The organism is Nocardioides sp. WJ219 (genome assembly GCF_058559815.1).
Genome location: NZ_JBZUJV010000001.1, coordinates 632,757 through 648,836 on the forward strand (window position 1 = coordinate 632,757; position 16,080 = coordinate 648,836).

16 protein-coding genes are annotated in these 16,080 nt (G+C 69.9%); all 16 read left to right on the forward strand.

Annotated features, from left to right (window positions below; translation table 11 throughout):
- Positions 1-48 precede the first annotated feature (48 nt).
- The 16 genes from nusG (at position 49) to AC4MBH_RS03160 (ending at position 16,080) form a co-directional block, all read left to right on the forward strand.
- Positions 49-1,053: a transcription termination/antitermination protein NusG gene (gene nusG / locus AC4MBH_RS03085; RefSeq protein ID WP_491792864.1), complete on the forward strand. Its 1,005-nt coding sequence runs from the start codon at positions 49-51 to the stop codon at positions 1,051-1,053.
- Between the two features lie 137 nt (positions 1,054-1,190).
- Entirely contained in the window at positions 1,191-1,619 is a 429-nt protein-coding gene (gene rplK, locus AC4MBH_RS03090; RefSeq protein WP_491792865.1) for a 50S ribosomal protein L11, read from the forward strand.
- A gap of 96 nt (positions 1,620-1,715) precedes the next feature.
- Positions 1,716-2,438, forward strand: coding sequence for a 50S ribosomal protein L1 (gene rplA, locus AC4MBH_RS03095; protein WP_491792866.1), 723 nt, complete (start codon positions 1,716-1,718; stop codon positions 2,436-2,438).
- Positions 2,439-2,818: 380 nt separating this feature from the next.
- On the forward strand, positions 2,819-3,499 hold the full coding sequence (gene rplJ / locus AC4MBH_RS03100) for a 50S ribosomal protein L10 (protein WP_491792867.1): 681 nt from the start codon (positions 2,819-2,821) through the stop codon (positions 3,497-3,499).
- Between the two features lie 77 nt (positions 3,500-3,576).
- Positions 3,577-3,969 (forward strand): 50S ribosomal protein L7/L12, encoded by a 393-nt coding sequence (gene rplL, locus AC4MBH_RS03105; RefSeq protein WP_491792868.1) that lies wholly within the window; start codon positions 3,577-3,579, stop codon positions 3,967-3,969.
- Between the two features lie 295 nt (positions 3,970-4,264).
- Positions 4,265-5,221: an ABC transporter ATP-binding protein gene (locus AC4MBH_RS03110; protein WP_491792869.1), complete on the forward strand. Its 957-nt coding sequence runs from the start codon at positions 4,265-4,267 to the stop codon at positions 5,219-5,221.
- A gap of 7 nt (positions 5,222-5,228) precedes the next feature.
- Positions 5,229-6,014 (forward strand): MlaE family ABC transporter permease, encoded by a 786-nt coding sequence (locus AC4MBH_RS03115; RefSeq protein WP_491792870.1) that lies wholly within the window; start codon positions 5,229-5,231, stop codon positions 6,012-6,014.
- An 11-nt stretch (positions 6,015-6,025) separates the two neighbouring features.
- A complete protein-coding gene (locus tag AC4MBH_RS03120; protein ID WP_491792871.1) occupies positions 6,026-6,853 on the forward strand; it encodes an MlaE family ABC transporter permease in 828 nt (275 codons plus the stop codon).
- 4 nt (positions 6,854-6,857) lie between these two features.
- Entirely contained in the window at positions 6,858-8,147 is a 1,290-nt protein-coding gene (locus AC4MBH_RS03125; RefSeq protein WP_491792872.1) for an MCE family protein, read from the forward strand.
- Positions 8,144-9,208, forward strand: coding sequence for an MCE family protein (locus AC4MBH_RS03130; RefSeq protein ID WP_491792873.1), 1,065 nt, complete (start codon positions 8,144-8,146; stop codon positions 9,206-9,208). The genes AC4MBH_RS03125 and AC4MBH_RS03130 overlap by 4 nt, the downstream gene beginning before the upstream one ends.
- A gap of 28 nt (positions 9,209-9,236) precedes the next feature.
- Positions 9,237-10,229, forward strand: a complete 993-nt coding sequence (locus tag AC4MBH_RS03135; RefSeq protein ID WP_491792874.1) for an MCE family protein — start codon at positions 9,237-9,239, stop codon at positions 10,227-10,229.
- A complete protein-coding gene (locus tag AC4MBH_RS03140; protein ID WP_491792875.1) occupies positions 10,229-11,392 on the forward strand; it encodes an MCE family protein in 1,164 nt (387 codons plus the stop codon). Before AC4MBH_RS03135 ends, AC4MBH_RS03140 begins: the two co-directional genes overlap by 1 nt.
- Positions 11,389-12,813 carry an MCE family protein gene (locus AC4MBH_RS03145; RefSeq protein WP_491792876.1) on the forward strand — a complete coding sequence of 475 codons (1,425 nt, stop codon included), beginning with the start codon at positions 11,389-11,391 and terminating at the stop codon, positions 12,811-12,813. The genes AC4MBH_RS03140 and AC4MBH_RS03145 overlap by 4 nt, the downstream gene beginning before the upstream one ends.
- Entirely contained in the window at positions 12,810-14,102 is a 1,293-nt protein-coding gene (locus AC4MBH_RS03150; protein WP_491792877.1) for an MCE family protein, read from the forward strand. The genes AC4MBH_RS03145 and AC4MBH_RS03150 overlap by 4 nt, the downstream gene beginning before the upstream one ends.
- Positions 14,069-15,166: a hypothetical protein gene (locus AC4MBH_RS03155; RefSeq protein WP_491792878.1), complete on the forward strand. Its 1,098-nt coding sequence runs from the start codon at positions 14,069-14,071 to the stop codon at positions 15,164-15,166. Before AC4MBH_RS03150 ends, AC4MBH_RS03155 begins: the two co-directional genes overlap by 34 nt.
- Positions 15,163-16,080, forward strand: coding sequence for a J domain-containing protein (locus tag AC4MBH_RS03160; RefSeq protein WP_491792879.1), 918 nt, complete (start codon positions 15,163-15,165; stop codon positions 16,078-16,080). Before AC4MBH_RS03155 ends, AC4MBH_RS03160 begins: the two co-directional genes overlap by 4 nt.

A 16,080-nucleotide genomic window follows, 5' to 3' on the forward strand; every position in this document is an offset into this window, starting at 1 on the left:
TGCCGTCTGGCCCCGCCGCCCACCCGAGCAGAAGTGATGGAGCAGGACGTGTCTGAGCAGTACGACGAGCCGATCCTCGACGAGACGGTCGACGAGACCGAGACCAGCGTGGAGACCGTCGAGCCTGGTGACCAGGTCGACCCGCCGGTCGACACCACCGAGACCGACGAGTCCGAGGCCGTCGAGGCCGCGTCGTTCGACGACGACGTCGCCGAGTCGAGCGAGGGCGCGGCCGAGGGCACCGCCCCCGTCGACGCCGACACCGACGACGACGTCGTCGCGCTCGCCGAGACCGACGAGCCGCTCGCCGACCTGGTGGAGACCGAGGGCGAGCTGGCCGACGTCGAGGCCGCCGAGGCGGTCGACGAGACGGTCGACGTGCTCGAGGCCGGCGAGGGTGACGGCGAGCCCGCCGAGGTCGTCGACGAGGACCCGCTCGAGGCCTTCCGCCGCGAGCTGTGGGCCAAGCCGGGCGACTGGTTCGTGGTGCACACCTACTCGGGAATGGAGAACCGGGTGAAGTCCAACCTGGAGAACCGCATCGTGTCCCTCAACATGGAGGACTACATCCACGAGATCGTCGTCCCCATGGCCGACATCGTGGAGATCAAGAACGGCCAGCGCCGTACCCGCAAGCGCCCCTCGCATCCCGGCTACGTCCTGGTCCGCATGGACCTCACCGACGAGTCCTGGTCGGCCGTGCGGCACACGCCGTCGGTCACCGGCTTCGTCGGCAACAGCCACCAGCCCGTACCGCTGCTGATGGACGAGGTCGAGAACATGCTGGCGCCGGCCGTCCAGGCCGCCGCCGAGGTCGCCGCCGCCGCGGCCACCAGCGCCGCCGGCGGATCCCCGACCACGCCGAAGAAGCCGATCGAGGTCGCCGACTTCTCCGAGGGCGACTCGGTCATGGTCGTCGACGGCCCGTTCGCCACGCTGCACGCGACGATCACCGAGATCAACGCCGAGGCCCAGCGCGTCAAGGCGCTCGTGGAGATCTTCGGTCGCGAGACCCCCGTCGAGCTGAGCTTCCAGCAGATCCAGCGCGTCTGAGTCGGGCGAGCCCGCTCGCAGATGCGCGGCCTCCGGGGATTTCGTACGTCCCCCGGGGAGAGACACAATGAGTTGCTGAAACACCCGTGGCAGGGGACCCGCGTCCTCGTCATGACCACACGAACAGGAAGAAGAGCATGCCTCCCAAGAAGAAGATCGCTGCCCTGGTCAAGGTGCAGCTCCAGGCCGGTGCCGCGACGCCGGCGCCGCCGGTCGGTACCGCCCTGGGTCCCCACGGCGTCAACATCATGGAGTTCTGCAAGGCGTACAACGCCCAGACCGAGTCCATGCGCGGCAACGTCATCCCCGTCGAGATCACCATCTACGAGGACCGGTCGTTCACCTTCATCACCAAGACCCCGCCGGCCGCGGAGCTGATCAAGAAGGCCGCCGGTCTGTCGAAGGGCTCCGGCGTCCCGCACAAGGAGAAGGTCGGCAAGCTGACCCAGGACCAGGTGCGCGAGATCGCCCGGACCAAGCTGCCCGACCTCAACGCCAACGACGAGGACGCCGCGATGAAGATCGTCGCCGGCACCGCCCGTTCGATGGGCGTCACCGTCGAGTGACCTGGCCCCCGGCCACCTCCACCCCCAGCGACACCTCAGCACCTGTGGCAGAGCCGCGCTGGCTCGCTGACCACACCTCGTAGAGAGAAGACCACCATGCAGCGCAGCAAGACCTACCGCGCGGCGGAAGAGACGTTCGACAAGGACGAGCTCTACGCCCCGCTGGCCGCGATCAAGATCGCCAAGGCCTCCTCGAAGAAGAAGTTCGACGAGACCCTCGACGTCGTGATGCGTCTCGGCGTCGACCCCCGCAAGGCCGACCAGATGGTGCGCGGCACCGTCAACCTGCCCCACGGGACCGGCAAGACCGCCCGCGTCCTCGTGTTCGCCAACGGTGACAAGGCCGAGGCCGCCACCGCCGCCGGTGCCGACATCGTCGGCAGCGACGACCTGATCGACAAGGTCGCCGGCGGCTGGCTCGACTTCGACGCCGTCGTGGCCACGCCCGACATGATGGGCAAGGTCGGCCGCCTCGGCCGCGTCCTGGGCCCCCGCGGCCTGATGCCCAACCCGAAGACCGGCACCGTCACCCCCGACCCGGCCAAGGCCGTCACGGACATCAAGGGCGGCAAGATCGAGTTCCGCGTCGACCGGCACGCCAACCTGCACTTCATCATCGGCAAGGCGTCCTTCAGCGAAGCCGCCCTGGCCGAGAACTACGCCGCCGCCCTCGAGGAGGTGCTGCGGCTCAAGCCGGCCAGCTCCAAGGGCCGCTACGTCCGCAAGGTCACCGTCTCCACCACGATGGGCCCCGGCATCCCGGTCGACCCGAACCGGGTGCGCAACGTCGCCTCCGAGGACGAGGGCGCTCCCGCCTGACCCAGCCCCACCCCGTACGCCGGCCCGCCCAGCCTCGCTGGGCGGGCCGGCGTCGTTCGGTGGGGGCGGCGGTGGTGCGGTGGCGGGTGGGCCGTGTCCGCACCACCCCCGCCGCCCCGCCCACCACCGCCACCACCCCCGGACCCACCCCGATTTGGGCCCACCCGGCCCCGCGCCGTACAGTCCGTACCTGAAACCAGAGACCGCCGGTTGTCGGACTGTGCATGCAGCCCGACCGAAGGTGCCGCAGGGATGCGGACGGCCCGCGCAGGATTCGGAGCAGCAGCCCTCACCCGAGGTCCACGCCCTGAGCCCCGCGCTCGGGGCGTTCGTCGTTCCTGCCGAAGCCGGGGGCGGTCTCCCCGTCCGGAAGGAGACCCATGGCGCGGGCAGACAGGCAGGCTGCCGTCGAGGAGATCGTTGAGTCCTTCAACGACGCCGACGGCGCTGTGCTGACCGAGTACCGCGGTCTCACCGTCAAGGAGCTGCAGGACCTTCGCCGCTCCCTCGGTGCGAACGCCAACTATGCCGTGGTCAAGAACACGCTGGCCAAGATCGCCGCCAACCAGGTGGGGATCACCGGGTTCGACGACCTGCTGACCGGCCCGACCGCGATCGCCTTCATCAACGGCGACGTGGTCGAGGCGGCCAAGGGCCTGCGTGACTTTGCCAAGGCCAACCCCGCCCTCGTCATCAAGGGCGGCGTTCTCGACGGCAACATCCTCGACGCGGCGGAGGTCGCCAAGCTGGCCGACCTCGAGTCGCGCGAGGTGCTCCTGGGCAAGCTGGCGGGCGCGATGCTCGCCTCGCTCTCCCAGGCCGTCTACCTCCTCAACGCGCCTCTCGCCCAGGCCGCCCGTCTCGCGGGTGCGCTGCAGGCGAAGGCCGAGGAGGACCCCTCGATCCTCGCAGGTGGTGCTGGCACGCCGGCCGCCGCCGAGGAGGCCCCGGCCACCGACGCCGCTGCCACCGAGCCCGCTGCGGAGGAGGCGTCCGACGACGCCCCCGTCGCAGAGGAGCCCGCGGCCGCAGCCGAGGAGACCGAGTCCACCGACGCCTGATCCCAGGCTCACCCACCACCTGAAACCCGGCCCGCCCGCACCTGCGTGGAGGGCCACCGAATGGAAGGAACGCCACCATGGCGAAGCTCAGCACCGACGAGCTCCTTGAGGCCTTCAAGGAGATGACCCTGATCGAGCTCTCCGAGTTCGTGAAGCAGTTCGAGGACACCTTCGGCGTCACCGCCGCCGCCCCCGTCGCCGTGGCCGCCGCCGCCGCCGGCCCGGGTGCTCCGGCCGCCGCCGAGGAGGCCGCAGCGCAGGACGAGTTCGACGTCATCCTCGAGGCTGCCGGCGAGAAGAAGATCAACGTCATCAAGGAGGTGCGCGCCCTCACCTCGCTCGGTCTCAAGGAGGCCAAGGAGCTGGTCGAGGCCGCACCCAAGGCCGTCCTGGAGAAGGCCGACAAGGCCTCCGCCGAGAAGGCCAAGGAGGCGCTCGAGGGCGCCGGCGCCACCGTCACCCTCAAGTGACCTGAGCGGCCCCGGACCAGGACGACGTCCTGGCGCCGGGTCCGCGACACCGCGAGGCGATCACCCCTTCAGGGGGTGGTCGCCTCGTTGTCGTCCGGCGCCATCACTGCAGGTGAGACCGCGTGTCACAGGTCCGTATCGGGATCTGGCGTAAACGTGACGGCAGGCACAATCCCGCGTAACCTCGCCGCCACGGGGACGTTGTTACTGACGAGTGACGTGGTGGTAGCCGCGGTCGCACGTGCCCGGACCGCTCCTAGGCGTTCGCGCCAACCAGGTCGAGAGAAGGACAGTCATGGGTGTTGAGATCAAGATCGAGAACTTGACGAAGTCGTTCGGCAAGCAGCTCATCTGGGGCGACGTCTCCCTCACTGTCCCGGCCGGCGAGATCAGCGTGATGCTCGGCCCGTCCGGCACCGGCAAGTCGGTGCTGCTCAAGACCCTCATCGGCCTGCTCAAGCCCGACCACGGCTCGGTGATCATCGAGGGCACCGACATCGCCTCGTGCCCCGAGAAGGAGCTCTACGAGATCCGCAAGCTGTTCGGCGTGCTGTTCCAGGACGGCGCCATGTTCGGCTCGATGAACCTCTACGACAACGTCGCCTTCCCGCTGCGCGAGCACACCAAGAAGTCCGAGTCCGAGGTGCGCGAGGTCGTCATGGAGAAGATGGACCTCGTCGGCCTCCTCGGCGCCGAGGACAAGCTGCCCGGCGAGATCTCCGGCGGCATGCGCAAGCGCGCCGGCCTGGCCCGCGCGCTGGTGCTCGACCCCGAGATCGTGCTCTTCGACGAGCCCGACTCCGGCCTCGACCCGGTGCGCACCGCGTTCCTCAACCAGCTGATCATCGACCTCAACACCCAGATCGACGCGACGTTCCTCATCGTCACCCACGACATCAACACCGCCCGCACGGTGCCCGACAACATCGGTCTGCTCTACCACCGGCACCTGGCGATGTTCGGCCCGCGCGAGATGCTCCTGAGCTCGGAGGAGCCGGTGGTCCGCCAGTTCCTCAACGCCCAGCGCGTCGGTCCGATCGGCATGTCGGAGGAGAAGGACGCCGACGAGCTGGCGGCCGAGTCCGGCCAGGAGCTGCCGCCGCTGCCGCCGATCCCGATGCAGCAGGAGCCCTCCAGCGGCATCCCGCGCCGCAGCCAGCGTCCCGCCGGGTCGTGGTGCGAGGAGAACGGCGTCACGCCGCCCCCCGGGTCGTTCCAGAGCACCAACGCCGGACTGGTCCCGGGGGCCTGACGACCCGATGTCATCTCTCACGTCGGCGCGCGTCCTGCGCCCGGTCGGGGCTGCGGGCGGACTCTTCGCCTTCGCCCTCGACGTGGCGCGCGGACTGTTCCGCCGACCCTTCCAGCTGCGGGAGTTCCTCCAGCAGGCGTGGTTCATCGCCTCGGTGACGATCATCCCGACCGCGTTGGTCGCCATCCCCTTCGGCGCGGTGATCGCCCTACAGGTCGGCGGCCTGATCCGGCAGTTCGGCGCGCAGTCCTTCACCGGCTCCGCCTCGGTGCTCGCGGTGATCCAGCAGGCGGCTCCGATCGGCACCGCCCTGCTCATCGCCGGAGCCGGCGGGTCGGCCATCGCCGCCGACCTCGGCGCGCGCAAGATCCGCGAAGAGCTCGACGCGATGATGGTGCTCGGCATCGACCCGATCCAGCGTCTCGTGGTGCCCCGCGTCCTGGCCTGCATCCTGGTCGCGGTGTTCCTCAACGGCCTGGTCAGCGTGGTCGGCGTCGCCGGCGGCTACGTCTTCAACGTCCTCCTCCAGGACGGCACACCGGGCGCCTACATCGCCAGCTTCACCGCGCTCGCCCAGCTGCCCGACCTCTACGTCGGCCTCCTCAAGGCGGCCGTGTTCGGGCTGATCGCCGCGATCGTGGCGTCCTACAAGGGCATGAACGCCGGCGGCGGCCCCAAGGGCGTCGGCGACGCGGTCAACGAGTCGGTCGTCATCACCTTCCTCCTCCTGTTCGTCGTCAACTTCGTCATGAGCACGATCTACCTCCAGCTCGTGCCACCGAAGACCGGTTAGGGGGGCGAGCGATGGCCAACCTCAAGGCGGTCTACCAGAAGCCGCTGACCTCCCTCGACGACCTCGGCAACCAGCTCGGGTTCTACATCCGCGCGCTCGCCGCCACCCCCCGCTCGGTCACCCGCTACCCCAAGGAGATCCTGCGGATCCTCGCCGAGGTCACCCTCGGCTCGGGGGCGCTGGCCGTCATCGGCGGCACCGTCGGGGTCATCCTCGGCATGACGTTCTTCACCGGCGCGCAGGTCGGCCTGTCCGGCTACGCCGCGCTCGACCAGCTCGGCACGTCGGTGTACGCCGGGTTCGTCTCGGCCTACTTCAACACCCGGGAGATCGCCCCCCTGGTCTCCGGCATCGCGCTGGCCGCGACGGTCGGCTGCGGCTTCACCGCCCAGCTCGGCGCCATGCGCATCTCCGAGGAGGTCGACGCCCTCGAGGTGATGGCCATCCCGTCGATGCAGTTCCTGGTCACCACCCGCATCATCGGCGGCCTGATCGCCATCGTCCCGCTCTACGTCGTCGGCCTGCTCTCCTCCTACGTCGCGAGCCGGCTGGTGGTGACCCAGTTCTACGGCCAGAGTCCAGGGGCCTACGACCACTACTTCAACGTCTTCCTCCCACCGGGAGACGTGCTGTGGTCCTTCGGCAAGGTCCTGGTCTTCTCGGTGGTCGTCATCCTCATCCACTGCTACTACGGCTACACGGCCTCGGGCGGTCCCGCGGGCGTGGGCGTGGCGGTGGGTCGTGCGGTCCGGACCAGCATCGTGGCCGTCAACGTCATCGACCTGCTGCTGTCCATGGCCATCTGGGGCACCACGACGACCGTGAGATTGGCGGGTTGAGACGGTGAAGAAGATCTTCTTCCACCCGCGGGTGCTCGGCGTCGTCTTCGTGTCGCTGCTGCTCCTGAGCGGCTACCTCACCTACGCGACGTTCACCAAGGCGTTCGCCGACTACGAGGAGGTCACGCTCGAGACCTCCTCCATCGGCCTGCAGCTGCCCAAGCGCGCCGACATCAAGATCCGCGGCGTGATCGTGGGGGAGGTCCTCGACTACGAGGCGACCGCCAGCGGCGCCGAGGTCGAGCTGGGCATCTACCCCGACCAGATCGACCAGATCCCGGCCAACGTCACCGGTTCGATCGTGCCCAAGACCCTGTTCGGCGAGAAGTACGTCTCGCTGGTCTACCCCGAGGAGCCCGCCGACGCCTCGCTGGCCGCCGGCGACCGGATCACCAAGACCAAGGTGGCCACCGAGGTCGAGAAGGTGCTCGCCGACCTCTACCCGCTGCTCCAGACGGTGCAGCCGGCCGACCTGAACATGACCCTCACGGCGCTGGCCACGGCCCTCGAGGGACGCGGTGACCAGCTCGGCGAGAACATCGAGACCCTCGACGCCTACCTCCAGCGGCTCAACCCGCGCATCCCCGAGCTGGTCGAGGACCTCCGGCTGACCTCCGACGTCGCCGAGATCTACGACGAGATCCTCCCCGAGGTCGGCGAGGTGCTCGAGAACACCGTCCTGACCACCGGCACGCTGGAGGATCGCGAGGACCGCCTGAAGGCGGTCTTCAACGACGTCGCCGCGTTCTCCGACACCGCGGGCTCCTTCCTGGCCGAGAACGAGGAGAACCTCGTCGACCTCGGGCGGCTCAGCGCCGCCACGCTGCGGGTGCTCGCGCGCTACTCCATCGAGTTCCCGTGCCTGACCGCGGGCATCGTCAACGCCGGCAAGCGGCAGGCAGAGGCCTTCCGCGACTTCACCCTCCACATCGTCCTGGAGACCCTGCCGCGCCAGCCGCGCCCGTACGACGTCAACGACCGGCCGCGGATCGCCGAGAACAGCGGGCCGAGCTGCCTCGAGCTGCCCAACCCCCCGTGGTCGCAGGCCAACCCCGTCCGACGGGTCCCCAACTTCAACGACGGCGTCGACCGCAACACGGGCAAGGGCACCTCCCGCGCGGCCACCGGCTACCTGATGCGCGACGGCAAGGGCTGGCACGGCACCACGGGCGAGTACGACCTCTACCGCGAGCTGATCGCCCCGACCCTGGGGGTCACGCCCGAGGAGGTCGGCGACCTCGGTCCGCTGCTGCTGAGCACGATGGCCCGCGGGGCGAAGGTGAGCACGCGATGAAGCTCCTCGACAAGCAGACCTCCAGCGCGCTGGTCAAGCTGGTCATCTTCATGGTGGTCACGATCATGGCCACCGGCCTGCTGGTGATCGTGATCGGCAACATCAGCTTCCAGGGCACCCGGGAGTACCGCGCCGTCTTCAGCGACGTCACCGGCGTCGTCGAGGGCGACGACGTCCGCGTCGCCGGGGTCAAGGTCGGCACCGTCAAGGGGATCGACATCGTCGAGGGGGAGGGCGAGGGCAACGGTCCCGCCAAGATGGCCGAGCTCACCTTCACCGTCGCCGACGGCACCGAGCTCACGCAGTCGACGTACGCCGCGATCCGCTACCGCAACCTGGTCGGCCAGCGCTACCTCTCGCTGAGCCAGGGCGAGGGCGAGACCGGGCTGCTGGACGAGGGGGAGACCATCCCCGAGTCCCGTACCGAGGAGGCGCTCGACCTCACCGAGCTGTTCAACGGCTTCAAGCCGCTCTTCGAGGCGCTGAACCCCGACGACGTCAACCGGCTGTCGTTCGAGGTCATACAGGTCTTCCAGGGCGAGGGCGGCACGCTCGAGGGACTGCTGCGGAGCACCGCCTCGGTGACCAGCGAGCTGGCCAGCCGCGACGCCGTCATCGGTGAGCTGCTGGAGAACCTCGACTTCGTGCTCGACCACATCGCCGACCGCGACGAGCAGCTCTCGGCGCTGATCGTGAACTTCCGCAAGCTCGTCGCCGGCCTCAAGGACGACCGCGACGCCATCCTCGACTCCTTCGACCAGGTCACGCTCCTGGCCGAGGAGACGGCCGAGCTCGTCGAGGGCGTCCGACCGCCCTTCGTCGAGGACATCAAGCAGCTGCGGCGCCTGACCAAGAACATCAACGACAACAAGCAGGAGCTCGACCGCGCGATCCAGGTGCTGCCGATCAAGCTCGAGAAGATCGGCCGCACCGCCATCTACGGCTCCTGGTTCAACTTCTACCTGTGCGACTTCAAGGGGACGGTCAAGCTGCCCGCGGGCGCCGAGGTCAAGATCCCGGAGATCGATGGCCTCGGCGGCGAGAGGTGTGATCTCGGATGACGACCCAGCCCAGGACGGAGGAGCGGCGATGAAGCCCTTCCGCGAGCGCAACCCGGTGATCATCGGCGCTGTCAGCATCGCCACCATCGTGCTGCTGCTCCTGGCCGCCTTCCGGGCCCAGGACCTGCCGCTGATCGGCGGCGGCGACACCTACTACGCGATGTTCGAGGACAGCGGCGGCCTGCAGACCGGCGACGAGGTCCGGATGGCGGGCGTCCGCATCGGCAAGGTCGACTCGATCGAGATCGACGACGGCCAGGTCAAGGTCGCCTTCAACATCGAGACCGACGAGGAGTTCGGCACCCAGACCGCGGCGGCGATCCGGGTCAAGACCCTGCTCGGCTCGATGTACCTCTCCCTCGAGCCGGCGGGCGACGACCAGCTGAAGAAGGGCGCGACGATCCCGGTCGAGCGCACCGAGGAGCCGTTCGACGTCGTCGACGCGTTCGAGGGCCTGGCCGAGACGATCGGCGACGGCACCACCGAGCAGGACATCGACACCGACCAGCTCACCGAGTCGCTCTCGGTGCTCGCCGACCTCACCCGCAACACGCCCGAGGAGTTCCGCGGGGCGCTCGCCGGCCTGTCCGACCTGTCGGAGAACCTGGCCGACCGCGACGACGAGATCAACTCGCTGCTGCAGAACCTCAAGCGGGTCTCGACCGTGCTCGACGACCGCGACCAGGACATCGTCGCGCTGATGGAGGACGCCGACGTGCTCTTCGAAGCCCTGCTCCAGCGTCGCGAGCAGCTCCACCAGCTGCTGGTCTCGACCTCGACCCTGAGCTCGGAGCTGACCGCCCTGATCCGGGAGAGCCGGGCCGACCTCAAGCCGGCGCTCACCCAGCTCGACGAGACGCTCGACGTGATCAACAAGAACGAGAACAACCTCGACAACGCGCTTCGGCTGATGGCGCCCTTCTACCGGGTCTTCGCCAACACCCTCGGCACGGGCCCGTGGTTCGACACCTACATCCAGAACTTCCCGCCCATCCCCAGCACCGGGACGGGGATCGGCTGATGGACCCCCTCAAGCGCGCGGTCGTCCCGCTCGTCATCCTGATCCTGGTCGCCGTGGCCGGCATCGTCCTGTTCCGCGGTGGCGACGACGACAAGCAGCTCACCGCCTACTTCCCGCGGACCGTCTCGCTCTACGAGGGCAGCGACGTCCGGGTGCTCGGCGTGGCCGTCGGCCGCGTCGAGAAGATCACCCCCGTCGGCACCCGGGTCAAGGTCGAGATGACCTACGACCCCGAGGTCGAGATCCCCGAGGACGCCAAGGCGGTGCTGATCTCGCCCGCCATCGTCGGCGACCGCTACGTCCAGATCACGCCGGCCTTCACCGACGGCGACCAGGCCATCGCCGACGACGCCGAGCTGACCGCCGTCGGCGCGGTGCCGCTCGAGCTCGACGAGATCTACGCCAACATCGACCGGCTCACCGTCGCCCTCGGGCCCAACGGCGCCAACTCCACCGGTGCGCTCACCGACCTGCTGGAGGTCACGGCCGACAACTTCGGCGGCCAGGGCAACCAGTTCAACCGCACGATCCAGAACTTCGGTCGGCTCAGCACCACCCTGGACAACAACAAGGAGGAGCTCTTCGGCGCGGCCGCCGAGCTCCAGAAGTTCATCACCACGCTGGCCGAGAACGACCAGACCGTGCGCGACTTCAACAGCTCGCTCGGCCGGGTGTCCTCGTTGCTCGCCGACGAGCGGCAGGAGCTGGCCGGGGCCCTGGAGAACCTCGCGGTCGCCCTCGACGAGGTCGGCACGTTCGTCCAGGACAACCGCGACGTCCTCAAGACCGACATCAAGGGCCTCAACCGGTTCGCCAAGGTGCTGGTCCGGCAGCGCGCCGCGCTCGACGAGACGCTGCGGATCGCGCCGCTGGCGCTGAACAACCTCCAGCTCACCTACAACCCCGAGGCCGGCACCCTCGACACCAACGCCAACCTCGGCAACCTCGAGCGCGAGCTGCTCGACAACCCGTCCGCGCTCCTGTGCGCCCTGGTCAGCGGCAACGACCCCGACGGCAAGCTCTGCGACCTCATCGAGGGTCTGCCCCTGCCGCGGGTGGCGACGTTCGGACCCGGGAGCGGGTCGCTCTACCAGAGCACCTACGACCCCACCCTGGGCGGCATCGTGCCGCCCGTGACGACCAAGGAGGCGGCGGCCCGGTGAAGCGTCTCCTGAGCACCGTCCTCGCGCTCGTCCTCGGCAGTGCCCTGCTGTCGGGGTGCGACTTCGACGTCTACGAGCTGCCCCTGCCCGGCGGCGCCGACACCGGCGACGACCCGATGACCGTCACGGTCCAGTTCGAGAACGTCCTCGACCTGGTGCCCCAGTCCAGCGTCAAGGTCAACGACGTCAGCGTCGGCAAGGTGACCTCGGTCGACCTCGACGGCTACACCGCCGAGGTGACCCTCGAGATCCGCAACGACACCGAGCTGCCGGCCAACGCCGTGGCGACGATCCGCCAGACCAGCCTGCTGGGGGAGAAGTTCGTCTCGCTGGCGGCTCCCGAGGCCGGTGCCGAGCAGGCGCTGCTCGCCAACGGTGCCGAGATCCCGCTCGAGCGCAGTGGCAAGAACCCCGAGGTCGAGGAGGTGCTGGGTGCGCTCAGCCTGCTGCTCAACGGCGGCGGGCTCGACAAGGTCAAGACGATCTCGACCGAGGTCAGCGCCGCGCTGGAGGGCCGCGAGGACTCCGTGCGGTCGCTGCTGACGCAGGTCGCCGACTTCATGGGCCAGCTCGACGAGAACAAGGAGGACATCGTCGCCGCGATCGAGTCCCTCAACGGGCTCGCCATCGAGGTACGCCGCCAGCAGCCCAAGATCGACCTCGCCCTCGAGCAGCTGCCCAGCGCGTTGCTGTCCATCGACCGGCAGCGTGACGACCTGGTGCGGATGCTGCAGGCGCTCGACCGGCTCGGCGACGTCGGCGTCCGGGTGATCCGCCGGACGAAGGAGGACACGATCACCACCCTGCGCCAGCTGCAGCCGACGCTCACCCAGCTGGCCAACTCCGGAGACGACCTCGTCAACTCCTTCAACACCTTCCTGACCTACCCGTTCGTGGACGAGGTCGTGGGGCGCGACCCCCAGGTGGCCCGCAACCTGCACATGGGCGACTACACCAACCTCTCCATCGACCTCGAGCTCGACCTCGCCCAGCTCCAGCTGCCCGGCATCCCGTGCACGCCGCTGGCCCAGATCCCGCAGGTCGGGCCGCTGCCCGACTTCGAGGAGCTGTGCCAGAAGGCGCAGGACGCGCTGTTCGCGTGCGCGGAGAGGTTCAACCGCCGGTGCCTGAAGGGTCTGGTGAACTCGATCTGCGAGTCCACCCCCCGCAACCCCGTCTGCGACCTGCTCGGCGGGCTGCTCGACGGCGGCCTCCTCGGCGGCCCGCGCGGCGGCGGCCAGCCCGGCCTGCCGGTCGTGCCCCAGCTCCCCCTCGGCGGGCTCGACGGCTTGCTCAACCGTCCGGCGGCCGCGGGCTCCGGCCCGAGAGCCACGGTCGGCGGTCCCACCCTGGGCGAGCTGGCCGAGACCTACGACCCTGCTCTGGTGAGCCTGTTGACCCCCGGGATGGTGCTGCGATGATCACCCGCCGGACCAAGCTGCAGCTGCTGGTCTTCGTGATCATCACGCTGCTCGGCGTCACCTACGTCGGCGCGCGCTACGCCAAGCTCGACCGCGCGGTGCGCGACGACAGCTACGAGGTCACCGCCCACTTCGCCGAGGCGGGCGGCATCTTCGCCGGCGCCGAGGTCACCTACCGAGGCACCGGCATCGGCACCGTCGACCGCCTCGAGCTCACCGAGGAGGGCGTCGACGTCGTCCTGGAGATCGACGACAAGTGGGACGACATCCCCGCCGACTCCATCGCCGAGGTCGGCAACCGCTCGGCGGTGGGGGAGCAGTTCGTCGACCTGCAGCCGCAGGTCGACGAGGGCGAGCCGCTCGACGACGGCGCCGAGATCGCCCTCGAGGACACCCGGACGCCGATCCAGACCGAGGAGCTCCTCGCCAACCTGTCCACCACGGTCGGCTCGGTCGACCAGGAGGCCCTGCGCACCACCATCGACGAGCTCGGCAAGGCCTTCCAGGGCACGGGCGACGACCTGCAGCGGATCATCGACACCGGCAACTCGTTCATCGAGGCGGCCGACGCCAACTTCGACATCACGACCAAGCTGATCGAGGACAGCAACGTCGTCCTCAACACCCAGGTCGACTCGGCCAGCGACCTGCGGACCTTCGCCGACCAGCTGGCCCTGTTCAGCGGCACGCTCGCGGGCGCCAACGACGACCTGATCGGCGTGATCGACAACGGCTCGGAGGCGGCCAACCAGCTGCGCACCTTCATCGAGGAGAACCGCGCCGAGGTCGCCTCGCTGCTCAACAACCTGGTCACGACCGGTGAGGTCGTGGTCAAGAACCTGAACGGCTTCCAGCAGTTCCTGGTGCTCTACCCCTACGTCGTCGAGGGCAGCTTCACCGTCGCGTCCAAGACGCCCGGCGGCCGCATCGACGCCCACTTCGGCCTGATCCTGAGCACCACCGAGCCCTGCCGCGCCGGCTACGAGGGCACCGACCGGCGTTCGCCCCAGGACCGGTTCACCGACCCGGGCATGAACGAGGACGCCCGGTGCACCGAGCCGCCGACCAAGACCAACGCCCGTGGCGCCCAGAACCTGCCGCCCCGCGCCGCGACCGGCTACACCGAGCCCGACCTCTACTACGACCAGGCCACCGGCGAGCTCAGCTGGCCCGACGAGGAGACCCAGGGCCGTCCGTCGCTCTACGGGTCCGGCGGTACCGTGGCTCCCCGGTCGCTCGGAGAGGAGTCGTGGAAGTGGCTGTTCCTCCAACCCATGACGGGTCAGTAGGCTCCCGCTCCCGCTCCCGCTCCGCCCTCACCGTCCTCACCGCGGTCGCCGCGGTCGTCTCCGTGGCCTGCCTGGTCGTCCTCGGCGTGCGCTACGCCGACACCTCGGGCTCGACCGGCGACCGGGTCCGGGAGGTCTTCGGCGGTGAGTCGGGTGCCGACCGGGCTGCGGAGGAAGGGTCGCGTGCGCGTGAGCAGGTGACGAGCCAGGCCAACAAGTTCGTGCTGCGGCTCAACACCTACGGTCCCTCCGACCTCGACGAGCAGAACGCGATGCCCGGCTACGTCGAGCGGGTGCGCGAGGTGATCACGCCGAAGTTCGCGGTCGACTTCGAGAAGAACGTCACCTTCGCCGAGCAGACCGTCGCCCAGGCGGGGCTCTCCCGGACCGTGGAGATCTACGCCGCCGGCACCGAGTCGCTCGACGCCGACCTCGCGTCGGTGCTGGTCACCGGCGCGCTGCGCCAGTCCTACCCCGACCCGGACGAGGACGGCCGGATCGAGGAGGAGCCGTTGCTGTTCCGGATCCAGGTCAAGCTGGTCCGCACCGGCGGCGACTGGCTCGTCGACGACTTCGTGCCCGTCCAGGGCGAGGTGCCCGGCGAGCAGACCGACGAACCGGCGCCGACGACCACGCCGGGTGCGCAGTCCACCTCGCCGGTCGTGCAGCGCTACGCCGAGGTCGTCGCCAACCGCCGGGTCGTCATCGACGAGGCGGTCGCCGCTCTCGCGGAGTGCGGCTTCCCGGAGCCCGCGAGCCCCGTCGACCGCGCCTGCGCCCAGGCCCCGCAGGCCGTCTCCGACGCCGCGCGCACCCTGGTCCGCAGCCTGCAGGCCGCCGCCAACCCCGACGCCCAGGTCTTCGTCGGCGCCCCGCCGCCGCTCGTCGCCGAGCTGGTCCCGGCCACCCGCGGCGCCGCCGGCAACGTGGTGCGGGCCGTCTCGGGCCTCGGCGCGACGTGCGCCACCGCCGACACCGAGCCCTGCGCCGCACGGCGCGCCGCCGTGTCCGGCAGCCTGGACACGCTGGCCGCCGCCCTCGACGCGTGGGGAGCGTTGCGATGATCCCCAGCTGGTACGACGTGCTCGGCGTCGAGGAGTCGGCGACCGCCGCGGAGATCGAGGCCGCCTGGCGTGAGGCCGTCGCCGGCCTCTCCCCGACCGACCGCCGGTTCAAGCAGCGCAACCGGGCCGCCGAGGTGCTGCTCGACCCCGAGCGGCGCGCGGCGCACGACGCCGACCTCGCGGCCCAGGAGGCCGACGACGAGCCGGACGACGACGTGCCGGACGACGCCGTGGACGTCCCGGCCGCGAAGGTCGACCACGACCACGACGACGTCCCGGACGCCCCGGCACCGGCGCCGACCGTCACCCTGGACAAGCCCGCGAAGGCCGGCACCACCGACTCGGACGCCGACGCCGACGCCGACGGTGCGACCGCGGTGCCGGGGTCCGGCCGGCCCGGCCCGGTCCGGATCGGCCTCGCCGTGCTGCTCGGCCTGCTCGCCCTGGCGCTGGTGACCGCGACCGTGCTCGCCCTCGTGCTCGGTGGCGAGGAGGAGGGCGACGAGGCCGGCCTGCCCGACGAGCGCGAGATCGCCGCCGCGCAGACCGCCGCCGAGGCGGCCGTCGTCCCGGTCCTCTCCTTCGACTACCGCGACCTCGAGGCGAGCCGGGCCGCGGCGGTCTCCTTCATGACCGACGACTACGCCGAGGAGTACGAGCAGAACTTCGCCGGCTACGTCGAGGAGAACGCCCCCAACACCCAGACCATCGTCACCACCCAGGTGGTGACCTCCGGGATCGTGCGCACCGGCGCCGACCGCGTCGACGTGCTGCTCTTCGTCAACCGCCCGATCCGCAACGCCCAGCGCGACGACGTCTCCCGCGACCAGGTCACGATGCGGATGCTCGACGTCGACGGCACCTGGAAGGTCGACTGCCTGATCACCGACCCCGGCGGCGTCTGCGGCGACTAG